The organism is Lactococcus protaetiae (assembly GCF_006965445.1).
Lineage (GTDB): Bacteria > Bacillota > Bacilli > Lactobacillales > Streptococcaceae > Lactococcus > Lactococcus protaetiae.
The window spans coordinates 1,188,561-1,210,585 of the sequence record NZ_CP041356.1; the positions used below are offsets into that span (position 1 = coordinate 1,188,561).

The 22,025-nt window shown below is 37.7% G+C and carries 13 protein-coding genes, 2 tRNA genes, 6 pseudogenes and 1 riboswitch; of the genes and pseudogenes, 19 read left to right on the top strand and 2 right to left on the bottom strand.

The features are described from left to right. Positions 1-418 precede the first annotated feature (418 nt). From hprK to FLP15_RS06035, 11 genes and pseudogenes are all read left to right on the top strand, one after another. Positions 419-1,348 (top strand): HPr(Ser) kinase/phosphatase, encoded by a 930-nt coding sequence (gene hprK, locus FLP15_RS05985; protein WP_142766376.1) that lies wholly within the window; start codon positions 419-421, stop codon positions 1,346-1,348. An 81-nt stretch (positions 1,349-1,429) separates the two neighbouring features. Continuing rightward, a complete protein-coding gene (lgt, locus tag FLP15_RS05990) occupies positions 1,430-2,239 on the top strand; it encodes a prolipoprotein diacylglyceryl transferase (protein ID WP_142766377.1) in 810 nt (269 codons plus the stop codon). A gap of 580 nt (positions 2,240-2,819) precedes the next feature. After that, positions 2,820-3,239 (top strand): DUF948 domain-containing protein, encoded by a 420-nt coding sequence (locus FLP15_RS05995; protein ID WP_142766378.1) that lies wholly within the window; start codon positions 2,820-2,822, stop codon positions 3,237-3,239. 441 nt (positions 3,240-3,680) lie between these two features. Then, positions 3,681-4,268, top strand: coding sequence for a YtxH domain-containing protein (locus tag FLP15_RS06000; protein WP_142766379.1), 588 nt, complete (start codon positions 3,681-3,683; stop codon positions 4,266-4,268). A gap of 621 nt (positions 4,269-4,889) precedes the next feature. Continuing rightward, positions 4,890-6,310 (top strand): annotated as a pseudogene (gene gndA / locus FLP15_RS06005) (NADP-dependent phosphogluconate dehydrogenase). 121 nt (positions 6,311-6,431) lie between these two features. Further along, positions 6,432-6,537, top strand: a riboswitch (TPP riboswitch). 84 nt (positions 6,538-6,621) lie between these two features. Further along, the gene (gene thiM / locus FLP15_RS06010) at positions 6,622-7,374 is read left to right on the top strand and encodes a hydroxyethylthiazole kinase (RefSeq protein ID WP_142766380.1); all 753 of its coding nucleotides are present in this window, start codon (positions 6,622-6,624) and stop codon (positions 7,372-7,374) included. Between the two features lie 3 nt (positions 7,375-7,377). Then, positions 7,378-8,715 carry a cytosine permease gene (locus tag FLP15_RS06015; protein ID WP_142766381.1) on the top strand — a complete coding sequence of 446 codons (1,338 nt, stop codon included), beginning with the start codon at positions 7,378-7,380 and terminating at the stop codon, positions 8,713-8,715. 7 nt (positions 8,716-8,722) lie between these two features. Then, positions 8,723-9,523: a bifunctional hydroxymethylpyrimidine kinase/phosphomethylpyrimidine kinase gene (thiD, locus tag FLP15_RS06020; RefSeq protein WP_142766382.1), complete on the top strand. Its 801-nt coding sequence runs from the start codon at positions 8,723-8,725 to the stop codon at positions 9,521-9,523. Continuing rightward, a complete protein-coding gene (gene thiE, locus FLP15_RS06025) occupies positions 9,516-10,163 on the top strand; it encodes a thiamine phosphate synthase (RefSeq protein WP_142766383.1) in 648 nt (215 codons plus the stop codon). The genes thiD and thiE overlap by 8 nt, the downstream gene beginning before the upstream one ends. 135 nt (positions 10,164-10,298) lie before the next feature. Then, positions 10,299-12,307 (top strand): annotated as a pseudogene (locus FLP15_RS06030) (KUP/HAK/KT family potassium transporter). Positions 12,308-12,510: 203 nt separating this feature from the next. Continuing rightward, a pseudogene (locus FLP15_RS06035) lies at positions 12,511-14,518 on the top strand (KUP/HAK/KT family potassium transporter). Between the two features lie 135 nt (positions 14,519-14,653). Here the strand turns inward: FLP15_RS06035 and FLP15_RS06040 are convergent. Both FLP15_RS06040 and FLP15_RS06045 read right to left on the bottom strand, forming a co-directional pair. Continuing rightward, positions 14,654-14,827, bottom strand: a complete 174-nt coding sequence (locus FLP15_RS06040) for a DUF3042 family protein (RefSeq protein ID WP_142766385.1) — start codon at positions 14,825-14,827, stop codon at positions 14,654-14,656. Between the two features lie 21 nt (positions 14,828-14,848). Further along, the gene (locus FLP15_RS06045) at positions 14,849-15,025 is read right to left on the bottom strand and encodes a DUF3042 family protein (protein WP_142766386.1); all 177 of its coding nucleotides are present in this window, start codon (positions 15,023-15,025) and stop codon (positions 14,849-14,851) included. A gap of 218 nt (positions 15,026-15,243) precedes the next feature. On the opposite strand from FLP15_RS06045, the pseudogene FLP15_RS06050 reads away from it, so the two are divergent. The 8 genes and pseudogenes from FLP15_RS06050 (at position 15,244) to FLP15_RS06085 (ending at position 21,974) form a co-directional block, all read left to right on the top strand. Then, positions 15,244-15,908: pseudogene (locus tag FLP15_RS06050) on the top strand (YitT family protein). A 287-nt stretch (positions 15,909-16,195) separates the two neighbouring features. Continuing rightward, positions 16,196-17,082 (top strand): annotated as a pseudogene (miaA, locus tag FLP15_RS06055) (tRNA (adenosine(37)-N6)-dimethylallyltransferase MiaA). Positions 17,083-17,188: 106 nt separating this feature from the next. Then, on the top strand, positions 17,189-17,857 hold the full coding sequence (locus FLP15_RS06060; RefSeq protein WP_142766387.1) for a hypothetical protein: 669 nt from the start codon (positions 17,189-17,191) through the stop codon (positions 17,855-17,857). A 243-nt stretch (positions 17,858-18,100) separates the two neighbouring features. Beyond that, positions 18,101-18,994, top strand: a complete 894-nt coding sequence (locus FLP15_RS06065; RefSeq protein ID WP_142766388.1) for an SPFH domain-containing protein — start codon at positions 18,101-18,103, stop codon at positions 18,992-18,994. 268 nt (positions 18,995-19,262) lie between these two features. Next, a tRNA-Arg gene (locus FLP15_RS06070) sits at positions 19,263-19,334 on the top strand. A 101-nt stretch (positions 19,335-19,435) separates the two neighbouring features. Then, positions 19,436-19,508: transfer RNA gene (locus tag FLP15_RS06075), tRNA-Lys, on the top strand. Positions 19,509-20,363: 855 nt separating this feature from the next. Then, positions 20,364-21,286: pseudogene (gene rnz / locus FLP15_RS06080) on the top strand (ribonuclease Z). After that, positions 21,279-21,974, top strand: a complete 696-nt coding sequence (locus FLP15_RS06085; protein WP_142766389.1) for an SDR family NAD(P)-dependent oxidoreductase — start codon at positions 21,279-21,281, stop codon at positions 21,972-21,974. Before rnz ends, FLP15_RS06085 begins: the two are co-directional and overlap by 8 nt. Positions 21,975-22,025: the final 51 nt, after the last annotated feature.

The window sequence follows — 22,025 nt, forward strand, 5'->3', positions numbered from 1 at the left end:
CCATTTTCTCTAGTCGCTGAAGCGACTGATAAAAGGGCAACTCACCACTGAATTTAAGGTACAACCTCACATCTTCGATATGAGGTCACCTTGTCCAAGAAGCCTAGGCGCTAAAAGCGCCAACGCCCTAGGGCAGTCGGACGAAATTCAAAGTTGCCACTTCGCCTTATCGCTTTAGCGATTTAGAGCGAATGGACAGCGTAGCGAAGCGGAGATAGTGCTGCTTCATCCCCTGCCTAAAAGGCAGGGGGGGGGCGATTGCGACTAGCCACTTTATAGGATGGCCGTTTGCGCTAAAGCAGCAACGGATATGCTAGTTGTTACATCTAGTGGCGTAGCGAGCATCGACAGCGTAGCCGTAAGGCGGAGATAGCATGCACTTACTTCGATAAATTTTAACTTTTGAGGGAGAACGATAATGACAGTTTCGGTTCAGGATTTGCTTGATAAAATCCATTTTCATGTGATTTATTCAACGGAAACAGCACTGAAAAAAGAGATTACGACTTCGGAAATCATGAGACCTGGTCTTGAGATGGCGGGTTATTTTGACTATTTTACTCCAGAACGTATCCAACTTTTTGGGATGAAAGAATGGTCATATATGATGACTATTGTTGGAGATAATCGTTATGATTTGTTGAAAAAAGTGATGACGGATGTGACTCCTGTGGTCATTATTGCACGTAATCTTGAGATTCCTGATGAGATGGTCGCTGCGGCAAAAAAAGCAGATATTGTACTCTTGCAATCTCGTGAGGCGACAAGTCGTTTGAACTCTATTTTGACTTCATTTTTAGATGAAAAGTTGGCGGAACGTATCACTGTCCATGGTGTACTGATGGATATTTTTGGGGTGGGTGTGCTTATTCAAGGAGCCAGCGGAATTGGTAAGTCTGAAACGGGTCTTGAATTGGTTAAAAGAGGGCATCGACTTGTTGCAGATGACCGCGTAGACGTGTTCCAACGTGATGCTTTCACTTTAGCTGGTGAACCAGCTGAAATCTTGCGAAACATGATTGAGATTCGTGGGGTTGGTATCATTGATGTCATGAGTCTTTTTGGTGCTGGGGCTGTAAAAGATGCGACAGACATTGATATGGCGATTTATCTTGAAAATTATGATACGAGTAAAGAGTTTGATCGTCTTGGTAATGCACCGACAATTGTAACTTTTTCGGAAGTCGAGCTTCCACAAACGAGAATACCAGTAAAAACTGGGCGAAATGTTTCTGTCATTATCGAAGCAGCGGTCATGAATTTCAGAGCCAGACAAATGGGATTTGATGCTACAAAAACCTTTGAAGACCGTTTGACAAATCTGATTACACAAAATAAAGAAGACTGACAGTTTTTCAAATTTACTGACAGCTATAAAATTTACTGACAGATTTTTGTCAGTTCAATAATGAAATAAAAATAAGAAAAAATGAATAAATTATTTCCCTTTTTAGCGCTTGACAAAGTTGCGCTTCAACTTGGTCCTATTGCGATTCACTGGTACGCCATTTTTATTGTGACAGGCGCTGCAATTGCAGTTTGGATGGCTTGTAAAGAAGCACCACGTCGTAAAAATCTTACAGGTCAATCCTTGACTACAGATGATATCATTGATTTTGTTCTCTTTGCTTTTCCACTAGGAATCGTTGGTGCCAGACTCTATTATGTCATTTTTGAGTGGAGCTATTATAGTCAACATCCAAGCCAGATTATTGCGATGTGGGATGGAGGAGGAGCGATATATGGCGGCCTAATCGCGGGTGCCATTGTCCTTTTTGTCTTTTGTTATTATCGAATGATTCATCCGCTTGATTTGCTAGATATCACAGTACCAGGTGTTTTCCTTGCCCAAGCAATGGGAAGGTGGGGAAACTTTGTCAATCAGGAAGCTTACGGCAAAATCGTTTCTAATCTAGATTGGCTACCTTCGTTTGTCCGTAATCAGATGTTTATTGACGGGCATTATCGGATGCCGACTTTCCTTTTTGAAAGTATTGGAACATTGAGTGGTTTTGTCCTCGTTCTTGTTTTCCGTCACCGTTTAAAATGGCTTAAACGTGGAGATATATTCAGCTTTTACTTGGTATGGTACGGTATTGTTCGTTTTACTGTTGAAGGGATGCGGACAGACAGTTTAATGCTAGGACCTGCTCGTGTTTCACAGTGGTTGTCAGCAGTGCTTGTCTTAGTAGGGATTGGACTATTTATTAATCGTCGACTGAAAAAAGTTGAAAAGTAGATTTATGAGTTATTTCTTATGAAATGACTGACAAATTGGAAAATTAAAAGCTGTCAGTATGCTGACAGCTTTTTTACAACTTATTTGTTGTAAAAAGTAATATCATATGCAGAAACAGTGGCCACGATTTTTATTTTTGAAAGTGTAGTTACAACAAATGAATGCATAGTGTATAAATTACTGTCAGGTTTTAAATTAGAATGAGTATATTTATTGACAAAATCTGAGCTGATTATGTTAGTAAATAAATAAATAATTTGTTATAATAAAGTAAAAAATAATCGCTTTCATGAGAATGAAATGTGATTTGATATTGTTTAATTTCTAAGTCATCATTATTTGGGGAGTTTGTATTCAGCATCTGATTGTATGTATGTTGATAAACAAGACGTGCTATCTGCGCTGTTTTGTTGACAAATTCATCATAGGATGGATATTTAGAAGTTAAAACTTACGCATGATTATGAAGCGTTCGCTTTTCTCATTCATGTGCAAGATGAAATATTCGCCGTTCAACCACTCAATTAGAGAAGAACAGGTGTGAGCAAGAGTCCAAAAGCTCTTGGATAAAGGAGGAATTGTGGGAAATATTGCATTATTAATCATTGCGATTGCTTTTGCGGTGTTGGTACTTTTTTTGGTTATCGTACTTCACAAAGTATCAAAGGTTGTAGAAGAAGCAAATCGTACAGTGAAGTTGGTTTCAAGTGATGTGGATGTATTATTACATCAGGCAGATGGAATCATGGCAAAAGCAAATACTTTACTTGAAGATGTCAACGGTAAAGTGGCTACGATAGACCCTTTGTTTACCGCAGTTGCCGATTTATCGGAAAGTATTTCAGATATCAATACATCAAGCCGTAAACTTGTTGCTAGAATAAATCGACCATCTTCAAGAAGAAAAGCAGGCTCGGCTTCAGCGGTTGTGCTTGCAAAAACAGCCAAAAAATTCTTTGTAAAAAAGGATAAAGTTAAAGAAAGCAAAGAAACTGTATAATAAGATGTGAGGGGCACTTGCCCAAAAGCGTAGTGATTTAGAAAGTTGGAAGGTTCGTGCGAAAGCTGTCTAATCGCCTAGCTTTTAGCGCACCGAATTCAGTTAAATAAGATGTGAGGGACACTCGTTCTGAAATTATGAAAATTAGAAAATTTCAGTTTCATGTGAAAGCGTGGTTCTGGAAGTTGCCATTTCGCCTTGCGATTTGAACTTGCCACTTTATAGGATAGCCGTTTGCGCTAAAGCAGCAACGGATATGCTAGTTGTTTCACCTGCTTAGTGAAATCGACAACGTAGCAAAGCGGAGATAGAGCGAATGGACAGCGGAGTGTCTATTTTCACTAAATTTCAAGCACACCGAACTCAATTGTAAGATGTGAGTCCGACTCAAAGAGGATGAACTCAATTAAATAAGATAGCTCAACACAGAAAGGATATTTTATGTCAAAAAAATCAGGATTTTTAGTCGGTGCCTTAGTTGGTGCGGCTGCCGCTCTCTTCCTTGCTCCCAAAAAAGGAAGTGAATTACGCGAAGATGCAGGAAAAATATACGATGATTTCAAAGAGAATCCTCAAGAAACGCTAAATAATCTTAAAGATAGCGCTGTTGATTTTTCCACAGATAAATTCAATGAAATTAAAGAAAAATTTGATACAGGAGAAATTTCTGCTGAAAAGGCCAAAGATTATTTGATTTCAAAGCGCGATTTGATTAAGGAAAAAGTGGACTCAGGAGAACTTTCAAAAGAAAGTGTTGTTTCTTTTTTCAATGATACGAGAGATGCAATCGTAGAAAAATTAAATACGGTAAAATTGAGTAGTGAAGAACTTTTTGATGAAGATGAGTCTCATCTTTCTGATGAAGTTGTAGCAGCAGCTGCAGAATTCAATGATAAAAAAGAGGACGTTGTTGAAGCGACATCTGATAAAGTTGAAGAAGTCAAAGAAGAAATTGATACAGAAAAATTATCAGAAGAAGCAAATAAAATTGCTGAAAAAGCTAAAGAATTAACGTCAGAAGAGTGGTAGTAGTTGAGGAAAGCATATTAGTCTACTATTTTAACCCAGTACATTTGCTTAACAAAAAGTCTGTTTAATTTTCTAAATTCTTATGTTTTTTAGTGAATAAGTTTTAGAAAAGTGTGTGGTTCTATTTGAAATTGTAGAACTTCCTAGGCGGACTTTTTTGTGTAAAAATTTTACATACTTAGTGATAGCATTTGGAAAAAAATTGCGATATAATAAAGCTATAACTCAGTCGTTGTAAAAAATAATAACGATTGATATTGCGCACATCGTGTATCGTTCTTTGAACGGTCTACATTCATTATACACCACAGGTATCCATTCGCTCTAGGCTGCTATGTACTTCGCATACCGTTGCTCCCCGCTGTCCGCTGTCTGCTAAAGAAAGTAGTAAGAGAGAAAAGCCAAGGCAGCAAGGCGAAATAGTTCACTACGCTATCCGTTTGTATAGCTGTCAAAACAGCATCTCCGCTGCGCTACGCTATCCATTCGTTCTATGCCAGCAAAGCTAGCAAGACGAAATGGTAAGAGCAAAAGGTATGCAAATGTAGTGAATGCCAATAAAATCCTGCAGGATTTTAAAGTGGACTAGTATATATAAAAATAAATCCGGAGGATTTTATAATGACACAAGCAAACTTTGGTGTTGTCGGAATGGCTGTTATGGGGAAAAATCTTGCCCTTAATGTTGAGTCTCGCGGCTATACTGTTGCTCTTTTCAATCGGACAACTTCAAAAACAGAAGAAGTCGTTGCCGAACATCCAGACAAAAACTTTGTTCTAACAAAAACAGTTGAAGAATTTGTAGCAGCTATCGAAAAACCTCGTCGTATCATGTTGATGGTGCAAGCAGGTAACGCTACCGATGCGACAATTAAGTCACTTTTGCCTCACTTGGATAAAGGGGATATTTTAATTGACGGTGGAAATACACATTTTCCAGATACAATGCGTCGTAATGCAGAACTGGCAGACTCAGGAATTAACTTTATTGGGACAGGGGTTTCAGGGGTGAAAAAGGTGCTTTAGAAGGACCTTCAATCATGCCTGGAGGTCAAAGAGAAGCTTATGATCTTGTTGCTCCAATTCTTGAAGAAATCTCTGCTAAAGCTCCACAAGATGGCGCACCATGTGTGGCCTATATGGGACCAAACGGAGCAGGTCACTATGTGAAAATGGTCCATAATGGAATTGAATACGGCGATATGCAACTTATTGCAGAGTCATACGACCTTCTGAAACGTGTGATTGGACTTGATAATGCTGAAATTCAGGCTATTTTTGAAGAATGGAATGAAGGAGAGCTTGATAGCTATCTCATTGAAATCACTAAAGAAGTATTGAAACGCAAGGACGATGAAGGCACAGACAATTATATTGTTGATGTTATCCTTGACAAAGCAGGGAACAAAGGAACAGGTAAATGGACATCACAATCTGCACTTGACCTCGGTGTTCCATTGCCACTGATTACCGAATCAGTGTTTGCTCGTTTCATTTCAACTTATAAAGATGAACGTGTGAAAGCAAGTAATATTTTGTCTGGACCTACAGCAAATTTCTCAGGCGATAAGAAAGAAATTGTTGAAAAAATCCGTCAAGCACTATATTTTTCAAAAATCATGAGTTACGCTCAAGGCTTTGCTCAACTTCGTCAAGCCTCTAAAGAGTATGATTGGGACCTTCCATATGCTACCATTGCACAAATTTGGCGTGCTGGATGTATCATTCGTGCAGAATTTTTGCAAAATATTACTGATGCGTTTAACAAGGATAATGCTCTTGAAAATCTTTTGCTTGATGACTATTTCATTGACATCACAAAACGTTATCAAGAATCTGTCCGTGATGTTGTAACACTTGCTGTTCAATCTGGTATTCCTGTACCAACATTTACATCAGCTATCAGCTACTATGATAGCTACCGTTCAGCAAATCTCCCAGCTAATTTGATTCAAGCACAACGTGATTACTTTGGGGCACATACTTATGAACGTACAGATCGTCCTGGAATTTTCCACTATGACTGGTATACAGAAGACTAAAAATAGACTCCTTTTGGAGTCTTTTTTCTTTTATAATTTTGGAAATCTGATGTATGAGAGAAAATATGCTACAATGAATGAGTGAAGTATGAAGTTTTTAAATTACTTCCAAAATAAATAAAATAAGCACAATGGGTACTGACAATGATAAAAAATTCTGTCAGTTGAGAAAGACCATCAGACCTGATCAGGTTAATACTTGCGTAGGGATGTGTATGTATTTCCAAAGGATATTTCTTTTGAATTATTATTTGGAAAATCATTTTTCTCTTTTTAATTATCCCTCCTTGTGCAAACAAAGGAGTTTTTTTATGTCTATTTTGACACAAATTCAAAAAGTACAACCGTTAGTGTTGAATCTTGCAAATCAAGTCACCACGCAAAGAGTGGCTGACATCATAAGTTTTTTGGGTGCCTCACCTTTAATGACAAAGGAAATTCAAGAAATTGAGTCTTTACTCACTATTGCGGATGCTCTAGTAGTCAATATTGGAACAATCAGTGAATCTGACGTGCCAATTTTTCTTAAAGCTTGTCAATTGGCAAATCAAATGCATAAACCGATAGTTTTGGACCCTGTTGCAGTTAATGTTCCTTACCGTGCAAGTGTGGTCAAACAACTGTTAAGTGCTGTAAGTTTTGACATTATCCGCGGTAATGCAGCAGAGATTGCTTGGTTTGCTGACAAAAAAGCTGTCAGTAAAGGAATTGATGCACTAGAGCTGGTGGTAAGTCCAGAAAATGCAAAAATTGCTGCAAAAAAGACGGGCGCAGTTATTGTCCAAACGGGGAAAACTGATGTTGTTACTGACGGAACTGAAGTTTTATTTGTCAGTACTGACAGCCCACTTTTTAAGGTAAATGTTGGGTGTGGTGATATGTTATCAGCAACAATTGGAGCTTTTGTGGCAGTATCAGATAATCTTATCCAATCTGCTTATGAAGCAACGAAATTTTTTGGTGAAGCAGGAGAGCAAGCTACTGAGCAGGTTCAGAATTTACCAGGAGGGTTCATAAATGCATTTCTTGATGAAATTTATCAAAAAGCAAGAGAGGCAAAATGAAAAATGGAAAATTTACAGATTTCACCTGAGAAAAGAACGACAGGAGCATGGGATTCATTTGCAACATGGATTAATGCAAATGCAAATAATGGTACTTGGTTTACAGGCGGTGTAATAGCTGCGGCAGGTGTGTGGACAGCATCGGTTGATTTAGTTATTGTTGGATTGATTTCTTATGCTTTTTTATCTATTGCAGCATATATGGGCTATAAAACAGGTTTACCCGCGATGTATTTGACTCGACCTTCGTTTGGAGTCCGAGGTTCAGTTTTACCTTCAATGATTAACATTATTCAATTTATGGGTTGGGCAGCGGCAAACACATTTATTGCGGCAGTGTCAATGGCTATGATGCTCAATAGCTTATTCAAATTTCCAGCAATCAATTCGAGTAATGCTTATATCAGCATTGGTACAGGAATCTTTATTATGATGATTTTACACCTTTTGTCTGTATCTATGGGAGAAAAATCAATTCGAATGTTGGAGCGTTTTGGGATTTGGTTGATTTATATCTTAGTACTCTGGGAAATGATTGTTGTTTTTCATGATTTTTCTTGGCATCAGTTGATAAATTGGCGGCCAGCAATAAATATCAAAATGTCTTCTGGAAAAGTTATTGATACAATGGCAGTCTTTAATCTTGGCTGGGCAATGGCTGGCTCAGACTTTTCAAGATTTGCTAAAAATAAAAAATCGGCACTTGTAGTACCTTTTATCGGTGTAAATATAGGAACGTGGTGGTTCGCTTCAATCGGTATGTTTTCTACGATTGCGATGGCTTTAAGTTTGCATAACTTTAATCCAGAAAATTCAGATCCATCCGTTGTCGCAACAAAACTTGGCCTAGGCTTGGTGGCATTATTAGTTATTGTTATCACGTCAACTACCTCAAATGCAGTCAGTCTGTTAGCGGCAGGTTCAGCTTATAATAATATCTTTAAGAGAACAAGTTTCAATCGTTCCTTGGTTATTGTAACTATTCTTGCTTCATTAATTTCATTTATCCCACTTATCATCAATAGTTTTTTAGCAAGTTTTACTGCGTTTCTTTCGGTAATCGGGATGACGATGATTCCCGTGATTCCTATTTTTTTGATTGATTTTTATATCTTTAACAATCAAAAATATGATATTTCGGCATTAGATAAAGTAGGTGGAGTCTACTGGTACAGTAAAGGAATTAACTGGATTGCTGTCATTTCTTGGGGAATTGGTGTACTTGCTTATAACCTATTTCAACGATGGACAATGGTGAGTGACGTTATTGGAGCAAGTTTTGAAAGTTTGATTTTAGCAGGTTTCAGTTACTTTTTGTTGACAAGAATACTTAGAAAGTAGGACAATAATGATAGAGGTACCACAAGTAGTGACAATTGCAGGAATTGATTCAAGCGGTGGCGCTGGTATTAATGCAGATACTAAAACATTTCATAATCAAAAAGTTTATGCTGCGACAATTGTCACAGGACTAACAGCACAAAATACCTATGGTGTGCAAGATATTGATCCTAGCCATCCAGAATTTATCCTTTCACAATTTGATTCTGTATTCTCTGATCTAAAGATTTCTGCAGCAAAAACGGGAGCATTGTTCGGTAAAGCTCAAGTTGAAGCAGTTATTGAGGGACTGAAAAAATACAAAGTCAATCATCTCACCGTTGATCCTGTAATGATAGCAAAAGGAGGAGCAAGATTATTATCTAATGATGCAATAGAACTCATCAAAAATGAATTGTTTCCTTTGGCAGAGGTCATCACTCCAAATATAGAAGAAGCTGAAGTAATGGTCGGCTATAAGATTGAAAATCGCCAAGCACTTATTTACGCCTTAAAAGATTTACAGAGGATGGGTGCTAAAAATGTACTAATCAAAGGAGGACACACAGAGAGTGAAGTTGTATCAGATTTTTTACTGACAGGAGATGGGAAAATAAGTCACTATGACTCAAAAAGGATAATGACAAATCGAACGCATGGTACAGGGGATACTTTGTCGTCTTATATTACGGCTCACCTTGCCCAAGGAGAGACATTGATTGAGATAATGCCCAAGGCAAAAGCCTTTATTCTGGCTACGATTAAGGAAACGATTCATGTAGGACATGGGCATGGTCCTCTGAATCATTGGGTGAACACAGATGAATAAAGAATTTTTAAGATGTTATTTCATTGCAGGACCGCAAAATTTTCCAGGATTATCTATCTGGGAAGCACAAGAAAAAATCGTTTTAATCATGAAAAGTGGCGTAACTGCTTATCAATTTAGAGATAAAGGTATAGTTTACCAAAATGATAGACAGCGTCTAGAATTAGCCCAAAGTCTGAGAGATACAGCAAGAAAACTTGGCATTCCTTTCATAGTAAATGATGATGTTGGTTTGGCAATAGCGCTCAAAGCTGATGGAGTTCATTTGGGGCAAAATGATGAGAAATTGAGTGATGCAAGGCAAAAAGTTGGACGTTCAATGATTATTGGACTTTCAGTCAATAATGCTACAGAGCTCGCTAAAGCCCAAGAAAGTCAAGCAGATTACTTAGGAGTTGGACCTGTCTACCCAACATTAACCAAAACGGATGCAACTCACCCTATTGGTGTGCAGGAATTAGGAAAAATGATGCCTCAAAATCATCTTCCAATTGTGGGGATAGGAGGTATTGGGTTATCAGTCTTACCAGAGCTTGTTCACATAGGAATTGATGGTATAGCAGTAATTTCTCTTTTAATAGGTTCAAATCACCCTGATACAGTGGCCAAAACCGTGCTAGACACATTTAAGGCCCACTAATGGGACAACTAAACGTTTTCACAGGATTTTTCAGTCCAATCTGATTATTTTCTGATATAATGTCAATAAGCTAAAATGACTTCAAAATCATTTTAGCTTATTCCTTTTTTACTGAAGAAAGTTGAGGAAACTAAAGTGAATCAAGCACACAATCGGTCGTTTAACAAAGCGACGACAGCTGGCTTTGTTATTGCTCTAGGATTGTTTATGGCGATATTGGGACGAGTCCCTTATACACGATGCAGTCTATTGTCGAAAGTCAAGGTGGACTTGAGAATATTTCAAAATCGTTTATTATCGGTGTAATTTCGCTGATTATTTGGACATTGACACTCATCACAACGATAAAGTATGTACTAGTAGCACTTAGAGCTGATAATAATCATGAAGGTGGAATTTTTTCATTATTTACCTTAGTTCGTAAGTATGCTAAGTGGTTGATTATTCCTGCAATGATTGGTGGGGCAACATTACTTTCTGATGGGGCATTAACGCCGGCAGTGACGGTCACCTCAGCAGTTGAAGGTTTGAGAGCAATTCCAGCTTTTCAAGATGTCTTCAAAGGACAACAAACGCCAATAATTGTCATAACATTGATTATTTTAGCTATCTTGTTTTTAATTCAACGCTTTGGTACAGCGATTGTAGGGCGCGTATTCGGTCCTGTTATGTTTGTATGGTTTAGCTTTCTTGGTGTTACTGGCTTAATCAATTTGTTTAATGATTTCTCCATTTTACAAGCTATTAATCCGTATTGGGCAATTCATCTTCTCCTTAGTCCAGAAAATAAATCGGGAGTGTTTATTCTTGGTTCAGTTTTTCTTGCGACAACTGGTGCAGAGGCACTGTATTCTGATTTAGGTCATGTTGGACGTGGGAATATCTATGTGAGCTGGCCATTTGTTAAAGTTTGTATTATCTTGAGTTACTGTGGTCAGGCAGCCTGGTTATTAAAAAATAGAGGAGAGTCATTAGGAGATGTGAATCCTTTCTTTGCGGTGTTGCCACATCATATTATGATTTTCGCAGTTATATTGGCTACGTTTGCAGCAATTATTGCATCTCAAGCCTTGATTTCTGGCTCATTCACATTAGTTTCAGAAGCAATTCGTTTAAAAATATTGCCAATGCTTAAAATTTATTATCCAGGTCAAACTTTAGGGCAGTTATATATTCCAGCTGTTAATTTGGCTTTGTGGATGGCTTCTAGTTTCATTGTGTTATATTTCCGTACATCAGCCCATATGGAAGCAGCTTACGGACTGGCTATTACAATTACAATGTTAATGACTACAATATTATTGACCTTCTATCTTTCTCACCAGTTAGCAAGACGGTCAATTGCCATATTGTTCTTTGTTTCTTTTGTTCTCATCGAAGGAATGTTCTTTATCGCTTCTGCAGTGAAGTTCTTGCATGGAGGATATGTTGTTGTTATATTTGCAATTATGATTTTATTTGTTATGTCTATCTGGCACAAGGCAAATGAAATTGTGTTTAAGTATATCAAATCACTTAATATTAATGACTATAAACAGCAAATAAAATCGTTGCGGGATGATGAATCATACGATCTCTATCAAACGAATGTAGTTTATTTGACGAATCGGATGGATGGAGAGATGGTTGACCGTTCAATTTTGTACTCAATCTTGGATAAACGTCCTAAGCGAGCAGAGGTTTATTGGTTTGTTCATGTAAATGTGACGGATGAACCTTGGACTGCAGAGTATGAGGTAGATATGCTAGATACTGACTATATTGTTAAAGTCAATCTTTATCTTGGATTTCGACAACGCCAAGAAGTGCCACGATATTTGCGTACAATCGTGACAAATCTGATGAAATCTGGACGTTTGCCCGAACAAAATCAGAAATACTCCATTACTAAAGGACGAAGAGTGGGAGATTTTCGTTTTGTAGTCATTGAGGAAAAGATGACTAATGCACGTCAAATGTCAGGCTTTGACCGCTTTGTACTAAGAACAAAATCTACGATAAAGAATGTTACGGCATCGCCTGTACGCTGGTTTGGGCTGCAATTTTCTGAGGTGTCGATTGAGAAAGTGCCACTGGTTTTATCTGATGTACGTAATTTGGAGATAATTGAACGTATTATTCCCCAAGTACCAGAAAATGATTAATAGAGTTTTTGATGAAGTCTTAAATGATAAAATGAAAGAACTGTGCGGATTTATGCACAGTTCTTTGAAATAAATGATGAGCTTAAGTTTAAACTGCAAAAATAAGAGGCTTTCTGATATAATATGGTTAGCTAAAGGGGATAGATAAATTCACTATTAGTTAGTTACAATTTGTAATGTAAGAAAGTTGAGGAAATTAAGAATTGAGTCATCCACGCAATAAGTCGTTTAATAAAGCGAGTGCAGCTGGCTTTATTATTGCATTAGGTATTGTCTATGGTGATATTGGGACAAGTCCTCTTTATGCCATGCAAGCAATTGTCAGAGGACAAGGGGATTGGAAAATATATCTCAAAACTTTGTTCTAGGTGCAGTTTCACTTGTTATTTGGACATTGACGATGATTACTACGGTTAAATACGTACTTGTGGCTTTGAGAGCAGACAATCATCATGAGGGAGGGATTTTCTCACTTTTTACTCTTGTGCATCGCATGAGAAAATGGTTAGTCATTCCTGCAATGATTGGTGGTGCTACGCTGTTAGCCGATGGAGCATTGACTCCTGCTGTAACAGTTACTTCTGCGATTGAAGGATTACGAGGAGTACCTAGTCTTACTCATATTTATTCAGACCAAACAGCAGTTATCATCACAACGATGATTATCCTTGCTTTTTTGTTCTTGATTCAGAGATTTGGGACAAGTCTTGTAGGGCGTTTGTTTGGACCGATCATGCTTTTGTGGTTTGGTTTTCTTGGTGTGAGTGGGCTTCTTAACTCATTTTTAGATTTATCTATTTTAAAAGCAGTAAATCCTTATTATGCGATTCATTTGTTACTCAGTCCAGAAAATAAAGCTGGTTTCTTTATTCTTGGTTCTATTTTTCTGGTTACTACGGGAGCCGAAGCGCTGTATTCTGATTTAGGGCATGTTGGTCGTGGCAATATCTATTTCAGTTGGCCTTTTGTTAAAATTTGTATTATCTTATCTTATTGTGGACAAGGAGCTTGGCTTCTTGCGCACCGTGGCGAAAGTTATGAACAGTTAAATCCTTTCTTCGCTATTTTGCCACAACCTTTGGTTGTTTATGCTGTTATACTAGCAACACTTGCTGCGATTATTGCCTCTCAAGCTTTGATTTCTGGTTCATTTACATTAGTTTCAGAAGCGATTCGTTTGAAATTGTTGCCTTTACTTAAAATTTATTATCCAGGGCAAACGCTAGGACAGCTCTATATTCCTGCAATTAATCTTGCTTTGTGGGTAACAACGTCATTTTTTGTGTTGTATTTTAGAACTTCTGAACATATGGAAGCGGCTTACAGCCTTGCTATTACAATCACTATGTTGATGACTACAACTCTTTTGACCTATTTCTTAATTCAAAAGGGGATACCTAAAATTGCTGTTGCCTTTGTGGCAGTGGTTCTGTTTGTTATTGAAGGTTCGTTCTTCGCGGCTTCTTTAGTTCAATTTATTCATGGGCATATATTGTCGTGTTGATTGCTCTGCTTATCATTTTTGTGATGTTTATTTGGAGTAAATCCCATAAAATTGTTCTGAAATATATTAAATCACTGAATATCAATGATTATAAAAAGCAACTGAATACGTTACGTCATGATGAGTCTTATGACCTTTATCAGACCAATGTGGTTTATTTGACAAGTCGAATGGACCATGAATGGATTGACCGTTCAATCTTATACTCAATTTTGGATAAACGCCCAAAACGAGCAGAAGTTTATTGGTTTGTTAATGTGAAGGTTACTGATGAGCCTTATACTTCTGAGTATAAAGTTGATATGTTAGGAACGGACTTTATCGTTCGGGTTAATTTGTATCTAGGTTTCCGTATGCGTCAAGAAGTACCACGCTATTTGCGGACTATTGTGACTGATTTGATGGAATCAGGTCGTTTGCCACAGCAACATCAGCATTATAGTATTACGCCAGGTCGAAAAGTTGGAGATTTCCGTTTTGTCGTGGTAGAAGAAAAATTGATGAATGCGCGACAAATGCCTGGTTTTGAAAGATTTGTACTTCAAACTAAAGCACAAATTAAAAAAATTACAGCTTCACCAGTACGTTGGTTTGGTCTTCAGTTTTCTGAGGTAACAGTGGAAACTGTGCCATTGGTTCTATCAGATGTTCGTAATCTAGAAATTCATGAACGCTTAGAGCAAACAGAGACCGATCCGACGCAGTGAGTTTATGAAGTCAAGACTTATTCAGTGGGAGTTTTAACTCCCACTGAATTTAGGGTACAACCTCACATCTTTGATGTGAGGTTGTGCCCTAACATTGGTGGGGGAGAAAGAATCCCCACCAATGAAGTAATCACTTCAAGGAGCAATACGTTTTCTGGCAGCTCTTTTACGTCCATTGTCAATCATTTGTTTTTTCTCTTTGATTGGATTGATGACTTGGGTTTTTATACATAGTGCGCCAGCGGCAAGAGCGATAAGGGTAAATGCTTTTCCTGCGACGAAACCTGTGATGAATGATTTATTGTGCATGATAGTTCCTCCAAATTTTGTTTAACGTGCGAGCCTTTTTCGAATGGCTTTTTTGTGTCTTTCCATATTTGGAATATCGGCTGAAACTTGTGACATTTCTGGAAGATAACCTTTGTGTTTTGCGATGAGAAGAGTGGTTCCTGCGATAGTGATTTCGATGGCTTTTCCAATGAGATAGCCTTTGAGTAACTTATTCATAAAGTTCCTTTCTGTGTGTTTCTTATAATTTATATTTTGTTATATTATAATTATAAGCTAAAGATTTTAAAATGGATAATAATATGATGAAAAAATGAGATTGATGAGTTTTCAATGAAAATTAACTGGTTAAGGTTCAGATGGGCTTGGTGTGATACGATGGAGGGAGTTGGTAAAAAACAAAAAATTCATAAAAAAGAAAGAAGGTAGAAACTACGATGACAATTACTGGTGTAAAGATTGACAAAAAGTTTATGAAGGACTTACTTATTTTGATCATGGGTGTGGGACTTTATGTTTTATCTGTTCAGATGTTCGTTATTCCCAATTTTTTGGCAAGTAATGGTGTAGCTGGAGTCTCTGTATTGATGGACTTTGTTTTTGGCATCAATCCTGCCTTAACTTTTTTTCTTGTTAATATTCCGCTTTTTCTTTTTGGATGGCGTTTGCTTGCGCCGCGAGTATTGTTATTAAGTATTCCTGGGGCTTTGTCAATGAGTTTGTGGCTGCTTTTATATGAAGCTTTAGGTGTTTCTGGAATTGAGTTTTCGCATATTATTTTTGCTGGAATAAGTGATGGAATTCTCTCGGGATTGGTGCAGGATTAGTTATTATTTCTGAAGGGACGTTTGGCGGTTCGATTTTGCTGAGTCGAATTTTGGAAGAGCAATGGAATTTTAAGATTGATAAGGTGTTGTTTATGGTGGATGTTGTTGTACTGGGACTATCACTTTTGACTTATCTTGCACTTCCTAATTTTGCAGTAACTTTATTATCTTGCTATATATTTAGCAAGGTGACCTTGATTGTAGGACGTCCTGAATATCGTAAAGGGCTGGTCTTAAAGGGGAAAAAAGTTTATAAAAAAGTTTTTGCGACTTGAAACTTAATGAGAAAGGAATAAGTTAGTGTTGTATAGTGGAAATAGTGTTACTTTATCCTTTGAATAAGAGGTGGAGACTTATTTTTATAAAAAATGTAGGGTGATTGAACATGGTTCAATTGCTTTTTTGATAGGATATTTGAATTTATTGTCGAAATCTGAAATAATAAAGTCTAGTGGTTGTAAAAGTTGATGAGTTGGTAAAAAATTAGTTTGCTTCATCCCAGTATTTTAATTTGTTGGGTGGTAAATAGGATTAGATATAAAAGTGAGAATTTAATAATAGAGTGATGAAAAATAAAGTTTTAGTTATTGTAGGACCTACGGCGGTAGGAAAAACGTTGCTGGGGATTCAGCTTGCAAAAAAGATGAATGGTGAGATTATTTCTGGAGATTCGCAGCAAGTTTATCGAGGATTAGATATTGGCACTGCAAAAGCAACACGTGAGGAACAGCGATTAGCTAGACATCACTTGATTGATATTCGTGATTTGACTGAAAATTTTTCTGCTCATGATTTTGTTGTTGAGGCCAATAAGAAGATTGCACAGCTTTTGAAAGAAGGGAAAGTTCCTATTATTGTTGGGGAACGGGACTTTATATTCAAGCACTGGTAGAGGGCTATCACCTTGGTGGACAAGAAAATCATGAAGCAATGATGGAACTTCGTGAGCATTTGTCAGTACTGACAGACGAAGAATTGTTTGCCAAAATTAAGAAAAGTGGCTTGCAAATTCCTGAAATGAATCGTAGGCGTGCGATTCGTGCATTAGAATTGGAAAAATGTGGGGGAAGTGAAGAAAAAAATGTAGCACCGATTTATGATTTTTGCTTGATTGGTTTAAGTGCGGAGCGCAGTAGCCTTTATCAACGGATAAATCAACGTGTGGATCGTATGATAGATGCTGGTGTGCTTAATGAAGCACGTTATTTGTTTGAGGATTATCCAGAAGTTCAGGCTGCAAAAGGGATTGGTTATAAAGAATTTTTTCCTTATTTTGCTGGGGAAATAGACTTAGAAGAGGCAGTTGAGCTAGTCAAAAGAAATTCGAGACGTTATGCTAAGCGTCAATTGACATGGTTTAAAAATCGGATGGATGTTGAGTTTTTTGATGTTTTTGAGGAAAATTATCCTGAGAATCTCTTTGAAAAAGTGACTGATTTTTTGAACTGAAGGACTTTTTGAAAAATGTTATAATAAGGAATGATGACAAGGCTGTCAGCGTACGGACAGGAAATTGTCAGTAAGCGAAATTGATAAATTTAGAGGAATATGAGAAATGAATGATAAAAAATGGATAGATTTAGCAATGAAATATGGAGGTTACATGGCTCAAGACCGCATTTTCTTAGAGAATCGTCTGTCAGCACTGACAGAAGTGACTGATAAGCGATTGCTTTCGACACCACCTGCATCAGTATTAAATGCTTATTTTGCCGAACTTTATCAGAAGCGCTCACCTAAGGATGCGACAGATTATTTCTTTGAACTTTCATGTGCGCTGGATATTTTTCAGGACAATCCTGATTTTCGATTGGAAGGAAAAGCGGGAGCTGAAAATTTTCGTTTTGTACGCTTAAATCTTTCTGGTAAGTCTTTTGGATTTTGTTATAAAAATAATCAAGAAGAAGCTGTGGTGTTCAGCGAATTTCCAGTAAAAATTACAACAGAATTAATTTTTGAAATTGCACAGATTTTTCCACATTATCTTTTACAGGAAAGTGATGGAAAAATTTTGATGAAACCTGCCGTTTTTTCTACTGAATTTGAATTTGTCAAAGATGAAACTGTACTGACAGCTCTGTCAGAGAATGATGATTTCATGCGTTTGTCAGGATATAATATTGATGATTTGCTTGAGTCAGCGCAGAAAATTGGTTATTTTAAACCGCTTCTTTTGCAATATGGTCATCAAAAATTTAATCTTTATATTTCTAAAGGTTTCTAAAAAATAGTGAATGAAAAACTGTCAGCATACTGACAGCTTTTCTATTACAAAATTGTCATGAAATTTTGCTTTTTTCTTAGAGAAATGTTATATTTATGGAAACGATTACTGACTATTCTGTCAGTTTAACGCAGTTGGGGTGGGAGTCTGTTAAAGGCTAGTAATTGGGACTTGTAAGAGACTTGATGCGTCGGATTTTGTCATATTTATGATGAAATTACCAGATAAAAAGGAGGAACTTTTATGTTTATTATTCCGCTGATTATTTTAGCAGTTATTTTGTTGATTTTGATTCTAAGTTTGAGCACATTGGTTTTTGTGGTAAAACAACAAACAGTTGCTATTGTGGAACGTTTTGGGAAATATCAATTTACAGCTGGACCTGGTTTTCACTTGAAATTGCCTTGGGGAATTGACCGTATTGCAGCTAGAATTCAGCTCCGTCTCTTGCAAAATGAAATGACTGTTGAAACAAAAACAAGTGATAATGTTTTTGTTACGATGAACATTGCAACGCAGTATCGTGTAAATGAAAATAGCATCAAGGATGCTTACTATAAACTTATGAATCCTGGAGAACAAATCAAGTCTTACATTGAAGATGCTCTCCGTTCTGCTGTGCCAAAGCTGACTTTGGATGAACTTTTTGAGAAAAAAGATGAGATAGCACTTGAAGTACAGCATCAAGTAGCGGAAGAAATGGAAACCTATGGCTATATTATTGTTAAAACATTGATTACGAGAGTTGAGCCTGACCTAGAAGTTAAGCAATCTATGAACGAAATTAATGCGGCCCAACGGAAACGTGATGCAGCTCAAATGCTTGCTAACGCTGATAAAATCAAGATTGTCACGGCAGCCGAAGCGGATGCAGAAAAAGATCGTTTACGTGGGGTAGGTATTGCGGGACAACGTAAAGCAATCATCGATGGCTTGGCACAACAAATTGCTGAATTGAAAAAAACAGGAGTGAATTTGTCAGAAGAACAAATCATGTCTGTTTTGCTAGTCAATCAATATCTTGATACTCTGAATCAATTTGCTGAACATGGCAACTCAAGCATTTTCTTACCTGCTGGTGGTGAAGGAGCTGAGGATTTACGCACACAAATCATGTCTGCATTGAAAGCAAAATAAGAGAAAAAATAAAAGTAATCAATATATACGAGCTTCACTGCGATTTCACTAATCACTGAAAGTAGGTAGTTCAATCGTAATCTGCTGAAGCAACAAATCAAAACCTGTATCAGTGAGCTAGTGGTTTTTACGGCACACCTTGATGTAAACTAGGGTAAGGGTTGTTTTTCGGTATATTTGATTACTTTTTTGCTTGGCAAAATGTTAGGTTTGTTCTTGCATTTTTAGGGTAATTCAGGTAAAATAAAAGGGTTGGGAAACCATGTCCGCGTCCGTAGTGTAATGGATATCACGTAAGATTCCGGTTCTTGAGATGGGGGTTCGATTCCCTCCGGACGCATTGCGGTATTGTTGTGGTTTTTCCTGAAATACGGGGCATACAGGACAAAGCAAATGTAGTTTGTTTCCTTACTACCAACTGAGGTAGTACATATTTATTAAGACTCGTTAGCTCAGTTGGTAGAGCATTTGACTTTTAATCAAAGGGTCGCTGGTTCGAGCCCAGCACGGGTCACTAATTGATTCAGTGAGAAAATTGTGGGGAGACTCACAATTTTTCTTGTTTGTACTTTGGAAAAAAGTGAAATGCTCTATATTAAATTGATGTTGAAGTGATTACTTCATTGGTGGGGGATTCTTTCTCCCTCACCAATGTTAGGGCACAACCTCTAGGTGTAACAACTAAGCGACCTGTACGCAGCTAAAGCTGCAACAGTCTGCTTAACATCAAAGATATGAGGTCACACCGTAGCGAAGCTTCGTTATCCATTCGCTCTATCTCCGCTTTGCTCCGCTGTCGATTTCGCTAAGTTGCTAAAGCAACAAGCTCAAATCGCAATCGCTGAAGCGCTAGGACCCTAGGGCAGTAGAACGAAAGCAGAGCTTGCCATTTCGCCTTATTGCTTTGCCTTTTGCTCTTACTGCTTTAGCAGTTAGCTTCGCATGACCATAGGACATTTGTCCGTTTGCTTAGGGGCTAAAAGCCCAAGAGCAAAAGGCATTGGCTGTAAGGCACTAAGGTGCCGATGAACATTTGTCCTCTATCTCTAAGTCACTAAAGTGACAAGAATAGAGGCAACGCCAAATGGCAATCAAACGGACAGCGGAGCAACGAAGTTGCGGAGACCGTTCGTAGAACGGCGTGCAGAGCATGTAGTGAGTTGCGACTTCGACTAGGCACGTTCGTGCCGTAGCGAGAATCGACAGCCTTTTTATCAGACGCTTCAGCGGCTAGATAAAACGGACAAATGTTTATCGCGTAGCCCAAAGGGCGGAGATAGCACGCATTTGCTAAGTTAAAAAATTCATTCTAGAAAGTTAGATTTAACATTGTTTTTAGGATAAATGAGCTATATTAAGTGGAGGAATCATGGAGATTCAATTTTTAGGAACGGGTGCTGGACAACCTTCAAAATCTCGCAATACGCAGGCAATTGCTTTAAAAATGCTTGATGAACGTAATGAAATATGGTTGTTTGACTGTGGAGAAGCAACACAACATCAGATTTTGAATACAGCAATTCGTCCGCGAAAGATTACCAAAATTTTTATTACACATCTGCATGGTGACCATATTTTTGGTTTGCCAGGATTTTTGTCCAGTCGTAGTTTTCAATCTGCGGAAGAACAAACGAATCTTGATATTTATGGTCCTAGAGGGATTAAGGATTTTGTGTTAACGAGTCTTAAACTTTCTGGCTCAAGACTTGGCTATCAGATTTATTTTCATGAATATGATGAGGCTGGGAAGATTTTTGAAGATGAGAGTTTTGAAGTTTATACTGAACTTTTGGATCATACGATTTTTTGCTTAGGGTACCGAGTGGTTGAGAAAAATCGAATTGGTGAGTTAGATGCGCCAGCTCTGCTTGCTGCAGGACTACCTTTTGGACCACTTTTCGGCAAAATTAAGCAAGGTGAAATTGTTGAATTTGAAGGAAAAATATTTAATCCAGATGACTATATCGGAGCCGAAAAAGCTGGAAAAGTGGTAACAATTTTAGGTGATACGAGAAAATCAAACGCTGCTGTGCGTTTAGCTTGGGGGCTGATTTACTCGTTCATGAAGCGACTTATGGAGCAGCTGAGAGTAAAATGGCGCGAGCGCATGGCCATTCTACATCAAAGCAGGCGGCAGAAGTTGCTAAAGAAGCGGGAGCAAAAAGGCTTCTGTTGACTCATATTAGTGCCCGTTATGTAGGACCAAAAATCGGACAACTTGCAGGCGAAGCTCAGGCAGTACATAAGAATAGTTTTGTTGTTAAAGATTTTTATGAGGAGAAAATTGGCTAGAAACATATTGATTACTGGGGCGACAGGTGATATTGCGCAAGAAATCGTCAAGCTTTTAGCGCAGGAACAGTTGATTCTGGTTTCTAGGAGTCTGTCAGCACTGACAGAACTTTATGGACATTTGGCGAATGTAACTTTGTTGACAAATGAGCAAGTGCTTGCTGACGGAATTTCTGTCAGTGTTGATATCTTGATTAATAATGCAGGATTTGGTGTTTTTAAGCTTCTTTCAGAGCTGACAGATGCAGAGGTTACAGAACAATTTGTAATTAACACATTGTTTCCGATTCAGCTGATTCGGCAAGTGAATCCTAAGCTTCAAATTGTCAATATTGCTTCAAGTGCAGGTAAACTTCCGACTGCCAAATCAAGTATTTATGCAGCTTCAAAAGCAGCGTTGATTGTGGTGTCAGATGTTTTGAGGATGGAAAGACCAGAACTTATTGTGACAACGGTCAATACTGGACCTGTTAAAACAAAATTTCACAAGAATAATAAAGCTTATCTTGAAAAAGTGGGGAAAAATACGATTTCTGCTGAAAAAGTTGCTCACAAGATTGTGAGAAATCTTGGTAAAACTAAGCGAGAAATTAACTTACCTTGGCGATTAACGGCTGTCAGTAAGTTTAGAGCTTTATTTCCCGCACTGACAGATTTTCTGTCAGTAAAATTTTTTGATTTTAAATGAAAAGAGTATTGGTTTGAGCAGTCAAATGAAAGTGAAACAATCAGATTTTCT